Consider the following 16611-nt stretch of genomic DNA (forward strand, 5'->3'; position numbering starts at 1 on the left):
TTCGCTACTGCGTGACGCGGAACGGCGTGCGCGTGTACTTGCCGCCGACCAGCTTCGAGAAGATGAAGCTCGAGATCGGAATGCCGGTCATGTCGTCGGCGGAGAAGTCGTAGTTGGCCAGGACGCCGGAGTAGGGCGCCTTCATCGCCTCGCAGAGCTTCTCGCCCGTGGCGTCGGCGCCGGCCTTGTTGAGGGCCGCCGCGATGATTTGGGCGGCATCCCAAGCCGCTGCCTCGTAGTTCTTCGGCGTGGAGTTGTAGGCCTGCTTGTAGAGCTCGACGAAGGCCTTCTGGTGAGGCAGCGGATCCTCGCCGACCACGAATTCCGGGATCGCGATGTTGTCCGCGGCCGGTCCCATCGCGTTCACGTACTCATAGGACGAGGAGCCGATCGCGGCGATCACCGGCTGGGTGATCTGGATCTGCTTGACGTTGCGGAACGGCGTGGCCGAGGTGGCGATGATGAACACCGCCTCCGGCTGGGCCGCCTTGACCTTGGCCGCCTGCGTCGTGGTGTCGGTGGCGCCGATCTCGAACTTCTCGACCGCGACCAGCTTGATGCCGTACTTGTCGGCGAGCGGGCGCAACTCGGCCATCACGACGTTGCCGTAGCCCGCGTCGTGCAGCACGCCGACCTTGGTCGCCTTGATGCTCTTGGCATATTCGAGCAGCGCGGTGGCGTTCAGGCGCTGCGGCGGCAGCACATGAGCCACGCACTTGCGCTCGCGCTCGACCGCCGGGCCGATGCCGGTGAAGGCGATCTGCGGGATCTTGTTGGCATGCGTCACGCCGCCGACGGCGACGGTGCTGGCGGTCAGCGACGGTCCGAGCAGGGCCTGGACCTTCTGTCCGAAGATCAGGTCGTTGGCCTTGCTGAGCGCGGTGTCGGGATTGGAAGCATCGTCTTCGACGATGAACTTGATCGGCCGGCCCTTGATGCCGCCCTTGGCGTTGATGTCCTTTTCGGCCAGCAGCAGGCCGTTGCGCTCGGGCACGCCGAGGCCGGCGCCGGCGCCGGTGACGGAGACGATGGCGCCGATCTTGACCGGCTCACCCGAGGTCTGCGCCTGGACGGCGAAGGCCGATAGTCCGACCAGCGCCGTGGCGCCGGCCAACTTTGCAATGAACGATGACAGTGACATTCTTCTTTCCTCCCACTCGTTGAACTTCTTTGTGGCCGTGGCTTCTGGTTAGAGCAGCGGCGGCGGTCCGGCCATGCCGAGCGCGTGTTGTCCGAACAATGAACCCTGAACGTCGGTCGAGAACATGACGTGTGCGTTGGCTGCGTGCGCATCGCGGAACAGGCGTTGCATGGAACCGCCGAGGTACAGCCCGCTCGATCCGGCGATTCCCATCAGGATGTCGACGGACTCGAGGCAGAGCCGGGCCGAGAAGAATGCGTCGCGGCGATAGCGCAGCTTGTCCTCATGCGTCGGCTCGGCGCCCGAACGCGCGACGGTCATGGCGTGCTCGCAGGCGCGACGCATCATCATCTCGGCGGTGTCGATCCGCACGCTGGCCTCGGCAACCTTGATCTGCACGGACTGGCTGGCGCCCACCGGCTGGCCCGTCGTCGTCGCGTTCCGCTTGCGCGCCGCGCCGACCACCGTCTCGTAGGCGCCCTGGGCGCAACCCAGCAGGACGCCCGACAGGACATAGGGGCCGAGCGCCAGCATGGGCAGGCGGAACAGGGGCGACGTATTGACGGCGGAACCCGGGTGCGGCTTGCCGTTCAACGACCGGGCCGAGAGCGTGCGCTGGTCGGGCACGAAGAGGTTCTTGACCGCCACGTCCTTGGAGCCGGTGCCGGAGAGGCCCATGGCATGCCAGGTGTCGACGATCTCGTACTGCGAGCGATGGATCAAGGCGAAGCGCTGGTCGACCGGCGGGCCGTCCTCACTCTCGCGCACCATGAAGGCCAGCATGTTCCAGTCGGAGTTGTCGACGCCGGAGGAAAGCGGCCATCGCCCCGAGACCTCGTACCCACCCTCGACCTTGCGGCCGCGACCGGCCGGGAAGATCAGCGAGGTGGCGATCAAAACGTCGGGTGAGCCGTTCCAGAGTTCGTCCTGCGCCTCAGGGTGAAAATAGCCCAGCATCCAGTGATGGCTGCTGAGATTGCCGAGGTTCCAGGCGGTCGACGGGCAGACGCGCGCGACCTCGGCGCAGGTATCGACCAGGATACCGATGTCGAGGTCCGCCCCGCCGACGCGCGCCGGCTGGACCATGCGGAAGAGGCCGGTGCGGTGCAGGTCGCGCTCGGTGTCGTCGGGCAGGCGGCGCAGCGTCTCGCAGGCCTCGGCGCGGGCGGCGATCGTCGGCACCAGCGCGCGCGCGCGGTCGAGCATTTCCGAGTAGGTTACGCCTGTGAAAGAGACCGGCGTGTTGGGCAACGTCGCCGACGGTGTCCAGTCGGCGGCCCGCTTGGTCCGCATATCGAATTCCTCCCGGCGGCGTACCGCTTGTTCTTGCTCCGACGATGCTTGCGTCACGCGGTCAGGTCAAGTGACCTAATTTGTTGGTCGATTGACCATGTCGTGTGCGATCACGATACTTCGCCTCAACGGAACAGCTCTCGGGAGGAGCGGACATGGCGATCAAGGTGCTGGAACTTCATCATCAGGGCGTGCGTATCGGCGCCGACGACAAGACGATCGAAGACCTCAAGAATTTCTACACCGGCGTGCTCGGCCTGGAGCATGACAGCGGCCGTCCGGAAATCCCGGGCATTCCCGGCATGTGGATCAACATCGGCGAGGTGGGGCAGATCCATCTGATCGGCGGCGACCTGCCGTCACCCTTCGCCCAGGGGCCCGGCAAGGATCCGACCACGCCGCACGTCGCTCTGGCCGTCGAGAACATCGTCGAGACCAAGGCAGAACTCGACCGGCTCGGCGCGGACTACTGGTCGCTCAAGGGCGCGACGGGGCCCGATGCCGAGCAGCTCTTCCTCAAGGATCCGTGCGGCAACATGGTCGAGCTCCACCAGTTCGACAAATGCCGCTGCCGGTTGAAGAGCCGCGTGAAGGCCGCTTAGCGTTCCACCGGCGCGGCGAGGCCGGCGCAGACGAACGGCACGATCTCGCGGATGGCGGTTTCCATGTCCGCGGGATCGCACCTTCCCTGGGAGATCGATTCCAGGCGGCCGGGCTGCAGCAGCGTCCAGACGTAGGCGCCCATCATGAAGTAGTAGCGCCAGTAGAGCGTCTTCGCCGGGATCTTCGGCAAGGCGCGCTGGATGGCCTCGACGTAGAGCGCATTGGTCTCGTCGTAGATGTCGGCGCGCACAATGCTGGCGGTGTCGTCAGGGTCGGTGAAGAGGCGCGCGTGCATCTGCATCGAGGTGCGGCGCTGGCTGCCGGCACGCGGCTCGGCCATCAGCAGCGGACGGACCAGCGCATCGACCAGCACGTCGAGCGGGACGATGCCGCGCGGATAGCGGGCCTGGGCCTCCAGCAGTAACTGCCGCCGCCGTTCCGTGACCTCGGTGCCGTGCCGGGCGACGACCGCCTCGAAGATCGCGCGCTTGGACTCGAAGTAGTAGTGGAGCTGTCCCACGTTCACGCGGGCACGGCTGGCGATGGCGCGGGTGGTCGTGCCGCCGTAGCCGACACGCCCGAAGAGTTCCTCCGCCACGTCCAGGATGCGTTCCGGCAGGTTGGGGCGGGTGGCGCGCCTGCGAGGTGTCGCGGCCCGTTGCGTCTTTTTCTTGCCGATCGTCTGTCTCGCCACGCTGCATCCTGCTGGAAATTGCCGGGCCTCTCTTAGAGCGAAGTCGTCGGATTTTCCATGGCGGCTGCGGAGCGGCCGGCCGGCATGCTAGACAGGAGGCATGAAAACCAAGCTCCTCGGCCGCACCGGCATCCACGTCTCGCAACTCTGCTTCGGCACCATGTCCTTCGGCGGCGACGCCGACGAGGCCACCTCGGCTTCGATGTACAAGGCGGTGCGCGACGCCGGCATCAACTTCTTCGACACGGCCAACGAGTACAACAAGGGCAAGTCCGAGGAGATCCTGGGCCGGCTGGCGAAGGATCATCGCAATGAGCTGGTGATCACGACCAAGTGCTTCAACAAGACCGGTCCCGACGTGAACGCGGGTGGCGCCAACCGCCGTCATGTCGTGCAGGCCGTCGAGGCGAGCCTGCGCCGGCTGCAGACCGACCGCATCGACGTGCTGTTCCTCCATCGCTTCGACGCGGTGACGCCGATCGACGAGATGATGCGCGGCCTCGAAGACCTCGTGCGCTCGGGCAAGGTGATCTATCCCGCGGTCAGCAACTGGTCGGCCTGGCAGACCCAGCGCGCGGTCGATATCCAGGAGCGCAACAACTGGGCGCGGTTGCAGGTCATCCAGCCGATGTACAATCTCGTGAAGCGCCAGGCCGAGGTCGAGCTTCTGCCGATGGCGGCGGCCAACGGAATCGGCGTCATTCCCTACAGCCCGGCGGCGGCCGGACTCCTGTCGGGCAAGTATTTCGGCCAGGCCACGGGCCGTCTCAAGACCAACAAAATGTACGAGGCGCGCTACGGCGAGGAATGGGCCTTCGAGACGGCCGAGAAGTACGTGGCGCTCTGCAAGGCGAAGGGCCTGCATCCGGTCAGCGCCGCCATCGCCTGGGTGGGCGCGCACCCCGCAATCACCGCGCCCATTATCGGCGCGCGCAACCTCGACCAGCTCAAGGCCTCCCTGGATTCGGTGAACGTGGCCATGACGCCGGAACTCCATGCCGAAATGGCCGCCCTGTCGCGGACGCCGCCGCCGGCCACCGACCGTCTGGAAGAACAGAAGGCCGCGAAGGCCTAACCGGGCTCCAGCCCCTTCGCACGGAAGAGCGCCCTGGCGTCGGCCGTGCGAAGGCTTTCGATGAAGGCCTTTGCCAGCACGGGCTGCGTGCTATCGGCCGGTATGCTGGCCACGAACGTCGTGACCATGTGCAGGTCACCGGGCAGGGTGCCGACGATCTCGATGCCAGGGACGCTCAGGAGTTCCGGCACCTGCTGAACGGCGAGATCTGCCTCTCCCGTGGACAGGAACATGCCGGAATAGCCCGACGGCGGCGGGAACATCGTCTTTGCATTGACCTCTGCCACGATGCCCATCCGCTCCAGCAGCTTCGCAAAATGGATGCCACTGGCGCCGCCCGCCGCGGGATCGGTGTAGGAGATTGCCCGGGCCGCAAGCAGACTTCGCTTCAACGCCTCGGGCGTGGAGATGTCGGGTTTTGGTGCGCCGGCCTTCACTGCGATAGCCGTGGCCGAACTGGCGATCTCCGTATCGGACCCGGAGACGATCCCGCCGGAGACGAGCAGGGCGTCGGTGACTGCCCGGTTGAGGATCAACGCGTCGGCCATCTCGCCCGCCTGAAGCCGCTTCTGGAGAAGTGGCGCCGTGGCCCAGGTGAGGTCCAGTTCGCAGCCGTGCGCTCGCTCGAAGGCGGGCACGAGTTCCTCGACCACGCTCTGCACGGCGATCGCGCTGAAGACCTTCATGTCGAACCACCAAACGTCTTTTTCAGAGGGAGGGCCGCCGCAACGCGGCGGAGCGATAGCGCAGTCAGGCGTCGGCGGTGACGCTGGCGGTACTGCCGCAATGCTCGCAGCGCGGGCTGTCCACCAGGCGCAGGCCGCGACAGCCGGGGCAGACACCGAGATCGAACCGGCCGATTCGAGGGAGTGCGTTTCCGTTCGGCGCCGGAGCCGTAAACAGGTTGCGCAGCATGTCCCGCCAGTTCATGGCTGCGCGGCTTCCGCGGGTGTGCCGGGCCGCTCGCAGACGTCTATCCATTCGGCGCCGACAAGCGAGGCCATGCGCTCTGGCGCGATGCGGACCGCCGAGTTGGTCGAGCCGGCGGCAGGGACGACCTCGTCGAATTCCTTCAGTGAGATGTCACAATAGACCGGGAGGGGTGTCGCGAGGCCGAACGGGCAGACGCCGCCCACGGGATGACCCGTCAGCATCACGACCTCATCGGCGCCCAGCATGCGTGGCTTGCCGCCCAGCACACCCTTGATCTTGCGATTGTTCAGCCGCGCATCCCCGGAGGTCACGATCAGCAATGCGCGATCCTTGATGCGCAGCGACAGGGTCTTGGCGATCTGTGCCGGAACGACGCCGTGGCCGCGCGCCGCCATCTCGACGGTGGCGGTGCTGGCATCCAGTTCAAGGACCTCCAGATCCGGCGCGTTTCGGGCGAGGAACGTACGTACTGCTTCGACGGTCATGGAAGCGAAAGGTCCCTCACTTCGTTCGGGATGACAACTCCATTGGGATGAGCGCCATATGGAACTTGTACCGCATGGTGGGCGGCATCCCCGAATTTCGATGACAAATGGCACCGTGGCGGTACCGTCCGCCAACTCACCACGGGAGAAGCGCATGCCGACGATCGACGCCCAGGTTCACTGCTACGAACGCAATCATCCGGGTCGCCCGTGGACGGCCGTGCTGGCAGGACCGCCCGAGGTCACCGCCGAGGACATGATCAAGGCGATGGATGCCGTCGGCGTCGATGGCGCACTGCTGGTTTCCGTTTACACGATGTACCGCTGGGACGAGAGCTACGCCGTTGGCGTCCAGAAGGCGCATCCCGGCCGGTTCGGCGTCATCAAGCCGGTCAATGCCAACGACCCGAAGGTCGAGGGCACGATCGCGGACTGGGCGGCGATGGACGGCACGGTCGCCATCCGCATCATGTTCACGCCGGAGATTTCGACCGACGCCGCCGATCCCGGCATCAACCGCGTGCTCGCCGCCGCAGCCAAGCACGACCTGCCGGTCAACCTGATGGCGCGGGGCCGCCTGCCGCAGGTGGGCGAACTCGCCAGGCGCAATCCCAATACGACTCTCGTGATCGACCATCTCGGCCTCGAGCAGCCGATGGCGCCACCGGCGCCGAAGGATCCGTGGCACGAGCTGCCGCTGCTGCTGGAACTCGCCAAGAACCCGAACGTCGTCGTGAAGATCACCGGCGCCTGCACACTCAGCCACGAGAAGTTTCCCTACAAGGACATCTGGGATCCGCTGGGCCGTATCTTCGACGCCTTCACGCTGGACCGCTGCATGTGGGGCACAGACTGGACCCGCGCCGTGGCGCTGCTGACCTACAAGGAGGGCGTCGATTCCTTCCGCGTCACCGATCGCCTGTCCGACAGCGACCGCGCCACGCTGATGGGCGGCTCGCTGCAGAAGATCTACGGCTGGTCGCCGGCCAAGAAGTAGCGGGGTCGCGGCTCAGGGAAGGGCCAGGTCGCCCTTCCCGAGGGGCCGCTGCATCAGGACCGAATCCACCCAGCGGCCGAACTTGAAGCCGACGGCATCGAGCCTGCCGATCTGGCGAAATCCCTGGCTGCCGTGCAGGCCGATCGAGCCGGCGTTGGCACTGTCGCCGATGACGGCCAGCATCTGCCGCCACGGACCGTGCTCGCAGCGCTTGATCAGGGTCGACAGCAGTTCCCGGCCGATCCCGTGGCCCGCAAAGCCGTCGCGGACATAAACCGAGTCCTCGATCGTGTGACGATAGGCCGGGCGCGGACGGTAGGCGGAGGCATAGCTGTAGCCCACGATGCGGCCGTCCATCTCGGCCACCAGATAGGGCAGGCCGAGCTTCAGCACGGCTTCGCGGCGGCCGATCATCTCGGCGACGCTGGGGGCAGCTTCCTCGAAGCTCGCCAGCCCGTGCAGCACATGGTGCGCATAGATTTCCTGCACGAAGCGCATGTCGCCTTCGCGGGCGTCGCGAACATCGACGGCCGTTCTCATCATCGTTCCTCCTGAAAGCACCTGCTCGCGCGACGGGCCGATGTCGGACAGGAGACGGTCGTCGAGGTTGCGCAGTGCTTCCTGCTGGCGCCTCTGCGACCAAGGCGAGCCGCCGATGTACCGACCGATCTCCATGACGGCGTCTCCGAACCTGCTGCGACGTACCATGGGCGGCACTCTGCGGAAGGTAGAGCCATAAGAGAAATCTTGTTATCCTATGAAAACCATAAGAGAAAATTTGGAATGCGCGGTCTCAATCTCGATCATGTCAGCGCCTTCACCGAAGTCGTGCGGCTGGGTTCGTTCTCCGCCGCGGCTTCCCATCTCAACCTGACCCAGCCGGCGATCAGTCAGCAGATCGGCCAGCTGGAAAAGCGGCTCGGCGTGCACCTGCTCGAGCGCGTGGCGCGGCGCGCGACACCTACGGCAGCCGGCAGCGAACTGCTCGACCACGCGGCGCGTATCAATGGCGCCGTAGCGTCCCTGCTCGATGGGCTGGCGCGGTTCACGAGCGGCGAGGTCGGGCGGGTGCGGCTGGGCACCGGCGCCACGGCCGCCATCTTCCGCCTGCCGCCGATGCTGCGCAGCCTGCGCCGCAAGCTGCCCGAACTGGAGATCACCATTGCCACCGGCAACACCTCGGACGTGGTGAAGGCCGTGCAGGACAATGCGCTCGACATCGGCCTCGTGACCCTGCCGGCCGGCGGCCGCGGCCTGGAAGTGACGCCGGTGCTCGACGACGAGTTCGTGGCGGTGACGGCGCGCGATGGCGTGGCCCTGCCGCAACGGGTGACGCCGGCCGTTATGGCCAGCCGGCCCGTCATCATGTTCGAGCCGGGCGGCCAGACCCGCGTGATCGCCGATCAGTGGTTCTTCAATGGTGGCGTCGAACTCAAGCCCAAGATGGCGCTGGGCAGCGTCGAGGCGATCAAGCGGCTGGTGGAGGCGGGGCTGGGCTGCGCCATCCTGCCGGCGGTCGCGGTGCGCGAGGCGGGCGATCGCGCCAACCTGGTAATGCGGCCGCTCTCACCGCGCCTCTATCGCAAGCTCGCGATCGTGATCCGGCGCGACAAGGTTCTGCATCTGGGTTTGCGCGAGACCATTCGCGCGCTGAAGAGCTTGCCTAAAGCGCCTTGAGCGCTTCCTGCACTTCGTCGACGTGTCCGGCGACCTTGACCTTGCGCCAGATCCTGCGGACCACGCCTTCGCCGTCGATCAGGAAGGTGGCGCGGTCGATGCCCATGTACTTGCGGCCGTACAGGCTCTTCTCGATCCAGGTCTCGTACTTCTCGCAGACCTTGCCGTCCTCGTCGGAGACCAGCGGGAAGTTGAGTTCGTACTTCGCCTTGAACTTGTCATGCCGGGCCACGCTGTCCTTCGAGACGCCGACCACCTGGGCCTTGAGTTTCTTGAAGGCGGCGGCGCCGTCGCGGAAGCCGCAGGCCTCGGTCGTGCAGCCCGGCGTGTCGTCCTTCGGGTAGAAGTAGAGCACCACCGGCTTGCCGCGCAGGTCGGAGAGCTTGAGTTTGCCGCCGCCATCGGTCGCGGCAGTAAAATCCGGTGCCTTCTTGCCTTCTGCGACGCTCATTTCCTGCTCCTCGCTTGCCAGCCTGCCGCCAGGGCCGGAGCCTCGACGATCCGCTCGTATATAGCACGTACTGTCTTCGACTCGGCCTCGATGCGCGCGCGCAGGGCCGTGAGGTCGGGTGCGCCCTCGGTCGCGGCGATCAGGCGTTGCTGGCCCTCCGGCGCCTTGCTCTCGTCGAACGCGGCCTCGTCGCCGTTCAGGGTGAGGCGCAGCAGGCTCTGGACGTCCGACAGCAGCGTTCGCGTGGCGCAAAGGTTCTCGGCGTCGGCCCGTTCGATCAGGCCGGCCTCCGCCATGCGACGCAGCATCTCCGCCGGATGCGGATCGAGGATGTCGGGATGGCCGCAGGCGTAGCGGAGCGCGAGGTATTGGGCGACGAAATCGATGTCGAACAGGCCGCCGGGCAGGTGCTTGAAGTCCCACAGGCTCTTGGGTGGCGCGTGCTGGGCGATGCGGTCGCGCATGTCGGCGACGTCGCGGACCAGGGTCTCGGGGTCGCGCGTGCGGCAGAGCGTGGCCTTCACGATGTCGGTCAGCCGCTCGACCAGCGCCTGCGGCCCGTGGATCACGCGCATGCGGGTCAGCGCCATGTGCTCCCACGTCCAGGACGATTGTGCGTGATAGGTCTCGAACCCTTCGAGCGAATTGGCCAGCGGCCCCGAGCGGCCCGACGGCCGCAGGCGCATGTCGACTTCGTAGAGCGCGCCTTCGTTGGTGTGCGCGGTCAGCGCCGTCACCATCTTCTGGCTGAGCCGTGTGTAGTACTGGATGGGCGAAAGCGGCTTGGCGCCGTCGGAAGCCTCCATGCCGTCGGGAATGTCGTAGACGAAGATCAGGTCGAGGTCGGACGTGGCCGACATTTCGCGGCTGCCGAGCTTGCCCAGGCCCACGACCGCGAGGCGCTGGCCGTCGAAGCCGCCATGGATCTCGGCAAAGCGCTGTTCGACGCGTTCGCACAGGGCGGAGATCGTCGCCGCGGCGATGTCCGAGTAGGCCAGGCCTGCATCCGCGGGCGTCGCGATCCGCTTGAGCTGCTGGACACCCACCTGGAATCGCCGGTCGTTGGCCCAGCGGCGGGCCAGGTCGAGGATGTCCTGCTCGTGCTCGACGCGGGCCAGGATGGCCGCGAGTTCGGCCGTCATGTCATCTGCCGCAGGCAGGCGCCGGTAGAAATCCGGCGAGAGTACCGAATCGAGAAGCAGCGTCCGGCGTGCGAGGTGCGCCGCCAGCCCCGGCGCGCTGCCCATGATGGTGGCCAGCAATTCGAGCAGGGCGGGATTGGCCTTGAACAGAGAGAAGAGCTGAACGCCGGCCGGCAGGTTGCTGAGGAAGAGGTCGAAGTTCAGCAACGCCTGGTCGGGGGCGGCCGTGCCGCCCAGTTCCTTGAGCAGCCCCGGCATCAGTTCGGTGAGCAGCTCTCGGGCGCGAGCGGTCGCGGTCGAGCGAAAGCGGCCGTGGTGCCAGCGTCGCACGATGCCGGCCGCGGCGGACGGATCGCGGAAGCCCAGCGACTTGAGGGTCTCCAGCGTGCCCGGATCGTCGTCGGTGCCGGTAAAGACCAGGTTGCCGCCGGGTCCTGCGAGGCTCGGTGCCTCCTCGAAGAGATTGGCATAGTGGCTTTCCACGAGACGAAGCGTCTGGAGCAGCGCGTCCTGAAAAGCGTCCGGGGTGTCGTAGCCCAGGAAGGTCGCGAGCGCGGCCACGCCGGCCTCGTCGGCCGGGATGGAATGCGTCTGGCGGTCGTCGATCATCTGCAGGCGATGCTCGACACGGCGCAGAAAACCGTAGGCTCCGGTCAGCTCGTCGGCGGCTTTCGCGGTGATGTGACCGGCGGCGGCCAATGCCTGGAGCGTGTTGCAGGTGACGCGGCCCCGCAGCGAGGGATTGCGGCCGCCGAAGATGAGCTGCTGGGTCTGGGCGAAGAACTCGATCTCGCGGATGCCGCCACGACCGAGCTTCACATTGTGGCCGAGGACCTTGATCGTGCCGCCGCCGCGATGGGCGTCGATCTGGCGCTTGATCGAATGGATGTCGTGGATCGCCGCGAAATCGAGATGCTTGCGCCAGATGTAGGGCGTCATGTCCGCAACGAAGGCCGCCCCGACGGCTTCGTTGCCGGCAACGGGGTGCGCCTTGATCATGGCCGCGCGCTCCCAGTTCTGGCCGACGCTTTCGTAGTAGAGTTCCGCGGCCTGAACCGACATCGCCAGTGGGGTCGAGCCCGGATCCGGGCGGAGCCGGAGATCGGTGCGGAAGATGTAGCCGTCGGCTGCCGTCTCCGACATGAGCTGAACCAGCAGGCGGGCCGCCCGCACGAAGTGGCGTGACAATTGCTCGTTTCCGGCCAGGGCCGGGGCGTCGCGGTCGTAGAGGAGGATGAGGTCGATGTCGCTCGAGTAGTTGAGTTCGCCGGCCCCCAGCTTGCCCATGCCCAGCACGGTGAAGGCTGCCGCCTGCGGGTCGCCGCCGAGCGCCAGCTGCCCGTCGCGTTCGAGCTGGAGCAGGATGGAATCGGTGAGGGCGCGCAGGCACCGGGACGCGAAATCGCTCAGTTCGCCCGTGATGCGGTCGAGCGGCCAGGCATCGGCAATGTCGGCGACTGCAATGCAGAGTGCCACGCGCCGCTTGAGGCGCCGGAGCCTGACGGCGATGTCGTCGGGCGCGGCGCCGGCCGTCGAGTCCGCCTGCACCGAGGCAACCTCGGCCGTGAGGTCCGCCATCACGGCGTCGGGTCCGCGACGCCATAGATCGGTCATAAAAACCGGGTTCTGTAGAGCGGTTTCTGCAAGATAGGGGCTGTTGCCGAACAGAGCGTCGAGCAGGGCGATGCCTGACGCGTCTTCGGGTCGCGCGGTGCGTTCTTCCCAGCGCGCCCACGCCACGGCTTGCCGCTCAGGATCGTGCGGACGAGGAGGGCGGTCGGTCGAAAACCAAGACATTCAATGTGCCGGCGGGTAAATTCTCATGATCCGCGGCACGCTTGCCCAAGCGTGCCCTTATCGTCAAGGAACGGAAAGAGTCGAGTGTGGTCAGGCGGACCTACCGGTTAGTTGTACGTGTGACGGCCGGTGTCGTGCTTGCGCTGGCCGCGCTGCTTGTCGTGGCGTCCCTCCGGCTCATGGCCGGACCGGTCGACCTCGGATTCCTGAAACCCCGCATCGCCCGGCTGATCGACGTTCCGGGCAACGATGTCCATCCCGACTTCGACAGGATTTCCTTCGAGTGGAGCGCCCTCAGCCGGCCCATCCGGCTGGCGTTCACCGGCTTGCGTTTCACCAATGACCAGAAGCAGGTGATCGCGACCGTGCCCGAAGCGGCGCTGACCTTCGAGCCGCGTTCCTTCATACAAGGCATGTTGCTGCCGACGTCGATCGTCATCTCGGGACCGGAGATCGAAGCGAACATTGCGCGCGAGGGCGGAATGTTCCAGCGCATCTTCACGTCGCAGGAAGGCGGCGCCCAGGGGGCGGCGGTGTCGATCCTCGTCGACCAGTTGCTCGCCGAGCCGAATTACAAATCGCTGATCGGCCAGCTCGATTCGGTGCTGATCGAGCGGGCGAACGTCGTTCTCCGGGACCTGAAGACAGGTCTCACGTGGACGGCGCCAAATGCCAATGCGCAACTCCGGCGCGACGCCGTCGGCGTCTTCATAACCGCCGATGCCCGCTTCGAGGGACATGGCGACCCGGTCGATCTGTCTCTTGCCGGCACCTACACGCGTGATCGCAGCCGCGTCACGCTGGAGGCCAGGATCGCGGGCTTCAAGCCCTGGATCTTCGCCGATCTTTCCCCGGATCTGGCCATCCTGCGCGGGGTCGATATCGCCTTGGCCGGGCGGCTTCTGATCGACGGGACCGGCGATGGAGAGATCAGGAACGTCGCCGTCGACATCAGCGGCAACAACGGCAGCGTCACCCTGCCGGGCATCCTGCCGGCGACCCATCAGGTCCATGCCATGGCGGCGCAGTTCAGCATCGACAATGTGGAGCACACCTCGAAGATCGATCGGGTCGATTTCGATTTCGGAGCCGCCAAGGTCGTGGTCACGGGGGCGGGGCGGCGCGCGGACGAGCAACGCCATTTCGCCGGCCGCGCCGAGGTCCGGCAGATCCCCGTCGACAGGCTGGGCGACTACTGGCCGCTGGGCTTTGCCGAAGGAGGCCGGCAATGGTCGCTCGCCAACGTGAGCCGCGGCACCGTCGACCTGGCGGCGGAGTTCGCCCTGAGTGCGCCCGTCGGCGATATTGCAGACCTGAAGATCGACCGGATGGCGGCCTTCCTCGACTATGGCGGGCTGAGCGTGCGCTACATGCCGCACATGCCCGAGGTCAGGGACGTTTCCGGCAAGGCCCGGTACGAGGGCGGGGCGATTCATTTCGACGTGAAGCGCGGCAACGCGGTCAACCTGACAGTCACCGACGGCACGATCGACCTGACGGGACTGGACAAGCCATCGCCGCAGATGGCGGCGATCCGGCTGCCGATCACCGGCTCCGCGCAGGACGTCATCCGCTTTCTGGCGCGCCCGAAGCTCGGCCTGCCGCGGGACGTGCTCTACGATCACCGGCGATTGGGCGGCAATGTCGCGGTCGACGTGTCGCTGAGCTTCCCGCTGATCAATGCGCTGACCGTCGCGGAGATCGACATCGCGGCCGATGCACAACTCACCTCCTTTTCGTTGAAGGACGTGCTGGGCGAAGTCGACCTCACCGAGGCGACCGCGCGTGTGAAGTATGGCAATTCCGAACTGAGTGTGATCGGACAGGGCAAGCTCGACGGCAACGCGGTCGATGTGACCTGGCGTGAAATGTTCGCGGCCAAGGCGCCCTTCCGCCGGCGCTACGACGTGCGAGGGACTGTTCCTTCGGCGATCGTCGAGAAGGCAGGATTCCCCACGATCGAGCCTTTCGTCGTCGGCCCGATCGGCACCATGCTCCTTTACCAGGTGGCGCCCAACGGCACCGGCGAAGTCTCGGGACGGTTCGATATGAAGGCGGCGAAGCTCGCCGTGACGCCGCTGGCCTGGAGCAAGGAGGCCGGCGTCGACGCACTGGCGACCATGACGCTGAAACTCGCCGCGGGCGGCAAGATCACCACCGCCGATTTCGACGCACGGGGCGCGACCCTGCAGACCAAGGGACAGCTTCGTTTCGGCGCGGACAGCAGCGTCCAGCAGATTGCCCTGCAGCAGGTCAAGATCGGACTGACGGACATTGCGGTCGACTGGCGTCGCCATCCGGGCGGGATCGACATCGCGGTCCGGGGACCGTCGATCGAGATGCAGCGCGTTCGCGACATGATGAATGCCCGCAACGAGGCGGCGGCCCGCGAGCCCAAGGGGGCGGCCTCGGTTTCGCGGACGAGCACCAAGGCGAACGTTCAGATCCAGAATGTCGTCATGAAGCGCGGCTCACTGGGCTATCTCAATGGTCGCCTGGAGTTCGTCGGCGACCGGGTGGCATCGGCCGATCTCACCATGGGTGGGGGCAGGGGGGCGACCCTGCGTATCGCACCGACGGCGCAGGGGCGGTCGCTTTCGTTCTACGTCGCCGATTTCGGCCAGCTGCTGAGCGAGGCCGGCTGGATGGACGGGCTGGTCGGCGGCTATCTCAGCATCGACGGGAAGTTCAACGACACCTGGGCCGATCCGCCGCTCGATGCGACGCTCAAGATGGGGCCCTACCGGCTTCAGCGCGTGATGACCCGGCGCGACGTCGGCACGCTCAACTCCGCGATCGATGGACTGAACAGCGCGGGTAATGCCCTGCAGCAGTTCGACAGCCTGAGCGCGAACCTGGTCAAGGCAGGCGACAAGATCCAGGTCCGCAACGGGCGCACCAGCGGCCAGTCGATCGGCCTCACGACCCAGGGCGTCATCGACATAGGACAGGACACCGCGCTCCTGAACGGCATCGTTGTGCCGGCCTTCGCGCTGAACAACCTCCTGTCGAACGTGCCTCTCCTGGGACCGCTGCTGACGGGCGGAAAGGATGGCGGCCTGTTCGCCGTCTCCTACCAGCTCCACGGCCCGTTCGACGATCTGAAGACCGACGTGAACATGATGTCAGCCGCGACGCCCGGCGCATTGCGCGATCTCTTCAACTCGCAGCCGAATACGGGTGCCGCCCCCACGGTGCCACCGTCCGGGGCACAGGAGATGAAGCGGGTGCCCTGAGGGGCAGGGGGATCGCATATGAGGTAAGGATCCCTCACTCTCGTCAGAGCGCCAAGTATTTCGGCGTTTCTAGGGGCTGTCTTCAACTCGGTGGATCCTCCTGACGGTCAATTGAAGAACAATGCGTCATGGATTGGTACGCGGAGCGATTGCGTAGTTCCATTTACCGTTGAGTTCGTGGCGGCTGATGTTGAGGGCGTCGAAGTCGGCTTCGGCGACCTTGGTGCCGGCACGGTAGCTGTTGGGGGCAAGTTCGCAGCGCACCGCGAGGGCCAGCCTCGGTCGCGGTGGCGGCAATCAGTTGAAAGATGACCTGATGGTTGACGAGCGGCTTGCCGCGCCAGTTCTGGGTGATGAACCAGAACGGGCGGTGCTCGACCTTGTTCAATCTTCTGGTGCCGGGCGGCAGATGACAGCCGGCGACGGCGAGGCAAAGTTGGTCGGTCAGCTTCTGCAGCTCGAGTTTCCCCAATCGCACGCGGGCACCGTTGCTGCCCCGCCATCGGCCGTGATCGTCAGGTGGATTGCCTTGGGATAGCGTCGCTGGGCCATGGTCTGCCACCAGTGCCGGATCGCGTTGACTGCGAAGCTCGCCGTGTCGTGGTCGATGCCAAGGCTTACCCACCCAGCACTCTCGCCGATGTCGTGGACACCGCAGGGTGAGGCGCGACCGAGCTCGGGGATCAGGAAGTCGTGGACTCCAAACGGAAGGCTCCGGGCAGTCCTGAGTTTACGCCGCCTGTTCGAGGTTCCGCCGCGCTGCGGCTAAACCAAAGCGGCCGAGTTGTTTACAAGACCTTTTCAAACGACCCACTTGCAATTTCAAAGTCCGGCTCATCAGTAACTCAAAGGCTCGCTTCTTATAGGAGAGACGCCTTTGGGATTGTTTGGTGGCGATGGCGGCGATGCCGCTTATCCTCCGATGCCGTCGCCGCTTGACGGCCTCGGCGACGACAACCCGCTGGGTCTGCAGGCCGACGAGACGTTGGTGCGCCAGCTCGACACCCGGTTTGCTACTGAGGTCCGCAGCCTGGTGCACGATCCGGCGACGGGCCTCGCGGGCCGGGACCCTGAGGCCGCGCTGTCC

General features: G+C 66.1%; 15 protein-coding genes and 1 pseudogene. 6 read left to right on the forward strand and 10 right to left on the reverse strand.

Features of this window, described 5'->3' with window-relative positions:
* Window positions 1–4 precede the first annotated feature (4 nt).
* Both KQ910_RS23295 and KQ910_RS23300 read right to left on the reverse strand, forming a co-directional pair.
* The gene (locus KQ910_RS23295) at window positions 5–1141 is read right to left on the reverse strand and encodes an ABC transporter substrate-binding protein (RefSeq protein ID WP_216965730.1); all 1137 of its coding nucleotides are present in this window, start codon (window positions 1139–1141) and stop codon (window positions 5–7) included.
* A gap of 48 nt (window positions 1142–1189) precedes the next feature.
* Complete coding sequence (locus KQ910_RS23300; protein ID WP_216965732.1) at window positions 1190–2434, reverse strand: acyl-CoA dehydrogenase family protein; 1245 nt, start codon at window positions 2432–2434, stop codon at window positions 1190–1192.
* 155 nt (window positions 2435–2589) lie between these two features.
* Between KQ910_RS23300 and KQ910_RS23305 the strand changes: the two genes are divergently transcribed.
* Entirely contained in the window at window positions 2590–3036 is a 447-nt protein-coding gene (locus KQ910_RS23305) for a VOC family protein (protein ID WP_216965734.1), read from the forward strand.
* On the opposite strand, the gene KQ910_RS23310 is transcribed toward KQ910_RS23305, so the two are convergent.
* Entirely contained in the window at window positions 3033–3731 is a 699-nt protein-coding gene (locus KQ910_RS23310) for a TetR family transcriptional regulator (protein ID WP_216965736.1), read from the reverse strand. The two genes, KQ910_RS23305 and KQ910_RS23310, sit on opposite strands and share 4 nt — an antisense overlap.
* 100 nt (window positions 3732–3831) lie before the next feature.
* Here KQ910_RS23310 and KQ910_RS23315 point away from each other — a divergent pair, with 100 nt between their 5' ends.
* A complete protein-coding gene (locus KQ910_RS23315) occupies window positions 3832–4806 on the forward strand; it encodes an aldo/keto reductase (RefSeq protein WP_216965738.1) in 975 nt (324 codons plus the stop codon).
* On the opposite strand, the gene KQ910_RS23320 is transcribed toward KQ910_RS23315, so the two are convergent.
* The 3 genes from KQ910_RS23320 to KQ910_RS23330 all read right to left on the reverse strand — a co-directional run bounded on the left by KQ910_RS23320 (window position 4803) and on the right by KQ910_RS23330 (window position 6224).
* A complete protein-coding gene (locus KQ910_RS23320; RefSeq protein ID WP_216965740.1) occupies window positions 4803–5492 on the reverse strand; it encodes a substrate-binding domain-containing protein in 690 nt (229 codons plus the stop codon). The two genes, KQ910_RS23315 and KQ910_RS23320, sit on opposite strands and share 4 nt — an antisense overlap.
* A 64-nt stretch (window positions 5493–5556) precedes the next feature.
* On the reverse strand, window positions 5557–5736 hold the full coding sequence (locus KQ910_RS23325) for a hypothetical protein (RefSeq protein WP_216965742.1): 180 nt from the start codon (window positions 5734–5736) through the stop codon (window positions 5557–5559).
* Complete coding sequence (locus KQ910_RS23330; RefSeq protein ID WP_216965744.1) at window positions 5733–6224, reverse strand: YbaK/EbsC family protein; 492 nt, start codon at window positions 6222–6224, stop codon at window positions 5733–5735. Before KQ910_RS23330 ends, KQ910_RS23325 begins: the two co-directional genes overlap by 4 nt.
* A 154-nt stretch (window positions 6225–6378) precedes the next feature.
* Here KQ910_RS23330 and KQ910_RS23335 point away from each other — a divergent pair, with 154 nt between their 5' ends.
* Window positions 6379–7221, forward strand: a complete 843-nt coding sequence (locus KQ910_RS23335) for an amidohydrolase family protein (protein WP_216965747.1) — start codon at window positions 6379–6381, stop codon at window positions 7219–7221.
* A gap of 12 nt (window positions 7222–7233) precedes the next feature.
* On the opposite strand, the gene KQ910_RS23340 is transcribed toward KQ910_RS23335, so the two are convergent.
* Complete coding sequence (locus KQ910_RS23340; protein WP_216965749.1) at window positions 7234–7896, reverse strand: GNAT family N-acetyltransferase; 663 nt, start codon at window positions 7894–7896, stop codon at window positions 7234–7236.
* Between the two features lie 108 nt (window positions 7897–8004).
* On the opposite strand from KQ910_RS23340, the gene KQ910_RS23345 reads away from it, so the two are divergent.
* On the forward strand, window positions 8005–8898 hold the full coding sequence (locus tag KQ910_RS23345; RefSeq protein WP_216965751.1) for a LysR family transcriptional regulator: 894 nt from the start codon (window positions 8005–8007) through the stop codon (window positions 8896–8898).
* On the opposite strand, the gene bcp is transcribed toward KQ910_RS23345, so the two are convergent.
* Both bcp and KQ910_RS23355 read right to left on the reverse strand, forming a co-directional pair.
* Window positions 8885–9349: a thioredoxin-dependent thiol peroxidase gene (bcp, locus tag KQ910_RS23350; protein WP_216965753.1), complete on the reverse strand. Its 465-nt coding sequence runs from the start codon at window positions 9347–9349 to the stop codon at window positions 8885–8887. The genes KQ910_RS23345 and bcp overlap by 14 nt on opposite strands.
* Entirely contained in the window at window positions 9346–12288 is a 2943-nt protein-coding gene (locus tag KQ910_RS23355; protein WP_216965755.1) for a bifunctional [glutamine synthetase] adenylyltransferase/[glutamine synthetase]-adenylyl-L-tyrosine phosphorylase, read from the reverse strand. The genes bcp and KQ910_RS23355 overlap by 4 nt, the downstream gene beginning before the upstream one ends.
* Window positions 12289–12407: 119 nt before the next feature.
* On the opposite strand from KQ910_RS23355, the gene KQ910_RS23360 reads away from it, so the two are divergent.
* Complete coding sequence (locus KQ910_RS23360) at window positions 12408–15524, forward strand: YhdP family protein (protein ID WP_216965757.1); 3117 nt, start codon at window positions 12408–12410, stop codon at window positions 15522–15524.
* A gap of 126 nt (window positions 15525–15650) precedes the next feature.
* Here the strand turns inward: KQ910_RS23360 and KQ910_RS26850 are convergent.
* A pseudogene (locus KQ910_RS26850) lies at window positions 15651–16223 on the reverse strand (ISAzo13 family transposase); the annotation flags it as partial.
* Window positions 16224–16401: 178 nt separating this feature from the next.
* Between KQ910_RS26850 and KQ910_RS23375 the strand changes: the two are divergent.
* Window positions 16402–16611, forward strand: a 210-nt coding sequence (locus KQ910_RS23375; protein ID WP_216965761.1) for a hypothetical protein, incomplete at its 3' end; no start/stop codon positions are given.

Source organism: Reyranella humidisoli (assembly GCF_019039055.1).
Lineage (GTDB): Bacteria > Pseudomonadota > Alphaproteobacteria > Reyranellales > Reyranellaceae > Reyranella > Reyranella humidisoli.

Bases quoted from the DNA above. Each gene is read 5' to 3' on its own strand.
- KQ910_RS23295 (WP_216965730.1), bottom strand. From the start codon at position 1,141: ATGTCACTGTCATCGTTCATTGCAAAGTTGGCCGGCGCCACGGCGCTG.
- KQ910_RS23300 (WP_216965732.1), bottom strand. From the start codon at position 2,434: ATGCGGACCAAGCGGGCCGCCGACTGGACACCGTCGGCGACGTTGCCC.
- KQ910_RS23305 (WP_216965734.1), top strand. From the start codon at position 2,590: ATGGCGATCAAGGTGCTGGAACTTCATCATCAGGGCGTGCGTATCGGC.
- KQ910_RS23315 (WP_216965738.1), top strand. From the start codon at position 3,832: ATGAAAACCAAGCTCCTCGGCCGCACCGGCATCCACGTCTCGCAACTC.
- KQ910_RS23320 (WP_216965740.1), bottom strand. From the start codon at position 5,492: ATGAAGGTCTTCAGCGCGATCGCCGTGCAGAGCGTGGTCGAGGAACTC.
- KQ910_RS23325 (WP_216965742.1), bottom strand. From the start codon at position 5,736: ATGAACTGGCGGGACATGCTGCGCAACCTGTTTACGGCTCCGGCGCCG.
- KQ910_RS23330 (WP_216965744.1), bottom strand. From the start codon at position 6,224: ATGACCGTCGAAGCAGTACGTACGTTCCTCGCCCGAAACGCGCCGGAT.
- KQ910_RS23335 (WP_216965747.1), top strand. From the start codon at position 6,379: ATGCCGACGATCGACGCCCAGGTTCACTGCTACGAACGCAATCATCCG.
- KQ910_RS23340 (WP_216965749.1), bottom strand. From the start codon at position 7,896: ATGGAGATCGGTCGGTACATCGGCGGCTCGCCTTGGTCGCAGAGGCGC.
- KQ910_RS23345 (WP_216965751.1), top strand. From the start codon at position 8,005: ATGCGCGGTCTCAATCTCGATCATGTCAGCGCCTTCACCGAAGTCGTG.
- bcp (WP_216965753.1), bottom strand. From the start codon at position 9,349: ATGAGCGTCGCAGAAGGCAAGAAGGCACCGGATTTTACTGCCGCGACC.
- KQ910_RS23355 (WP_216965755.1), bottom strand. From the start codon at position 12,288: ATGTCTTGGTTTTCGACCGACCGCCCTCCTCGTCCGCACGATCCTGAG.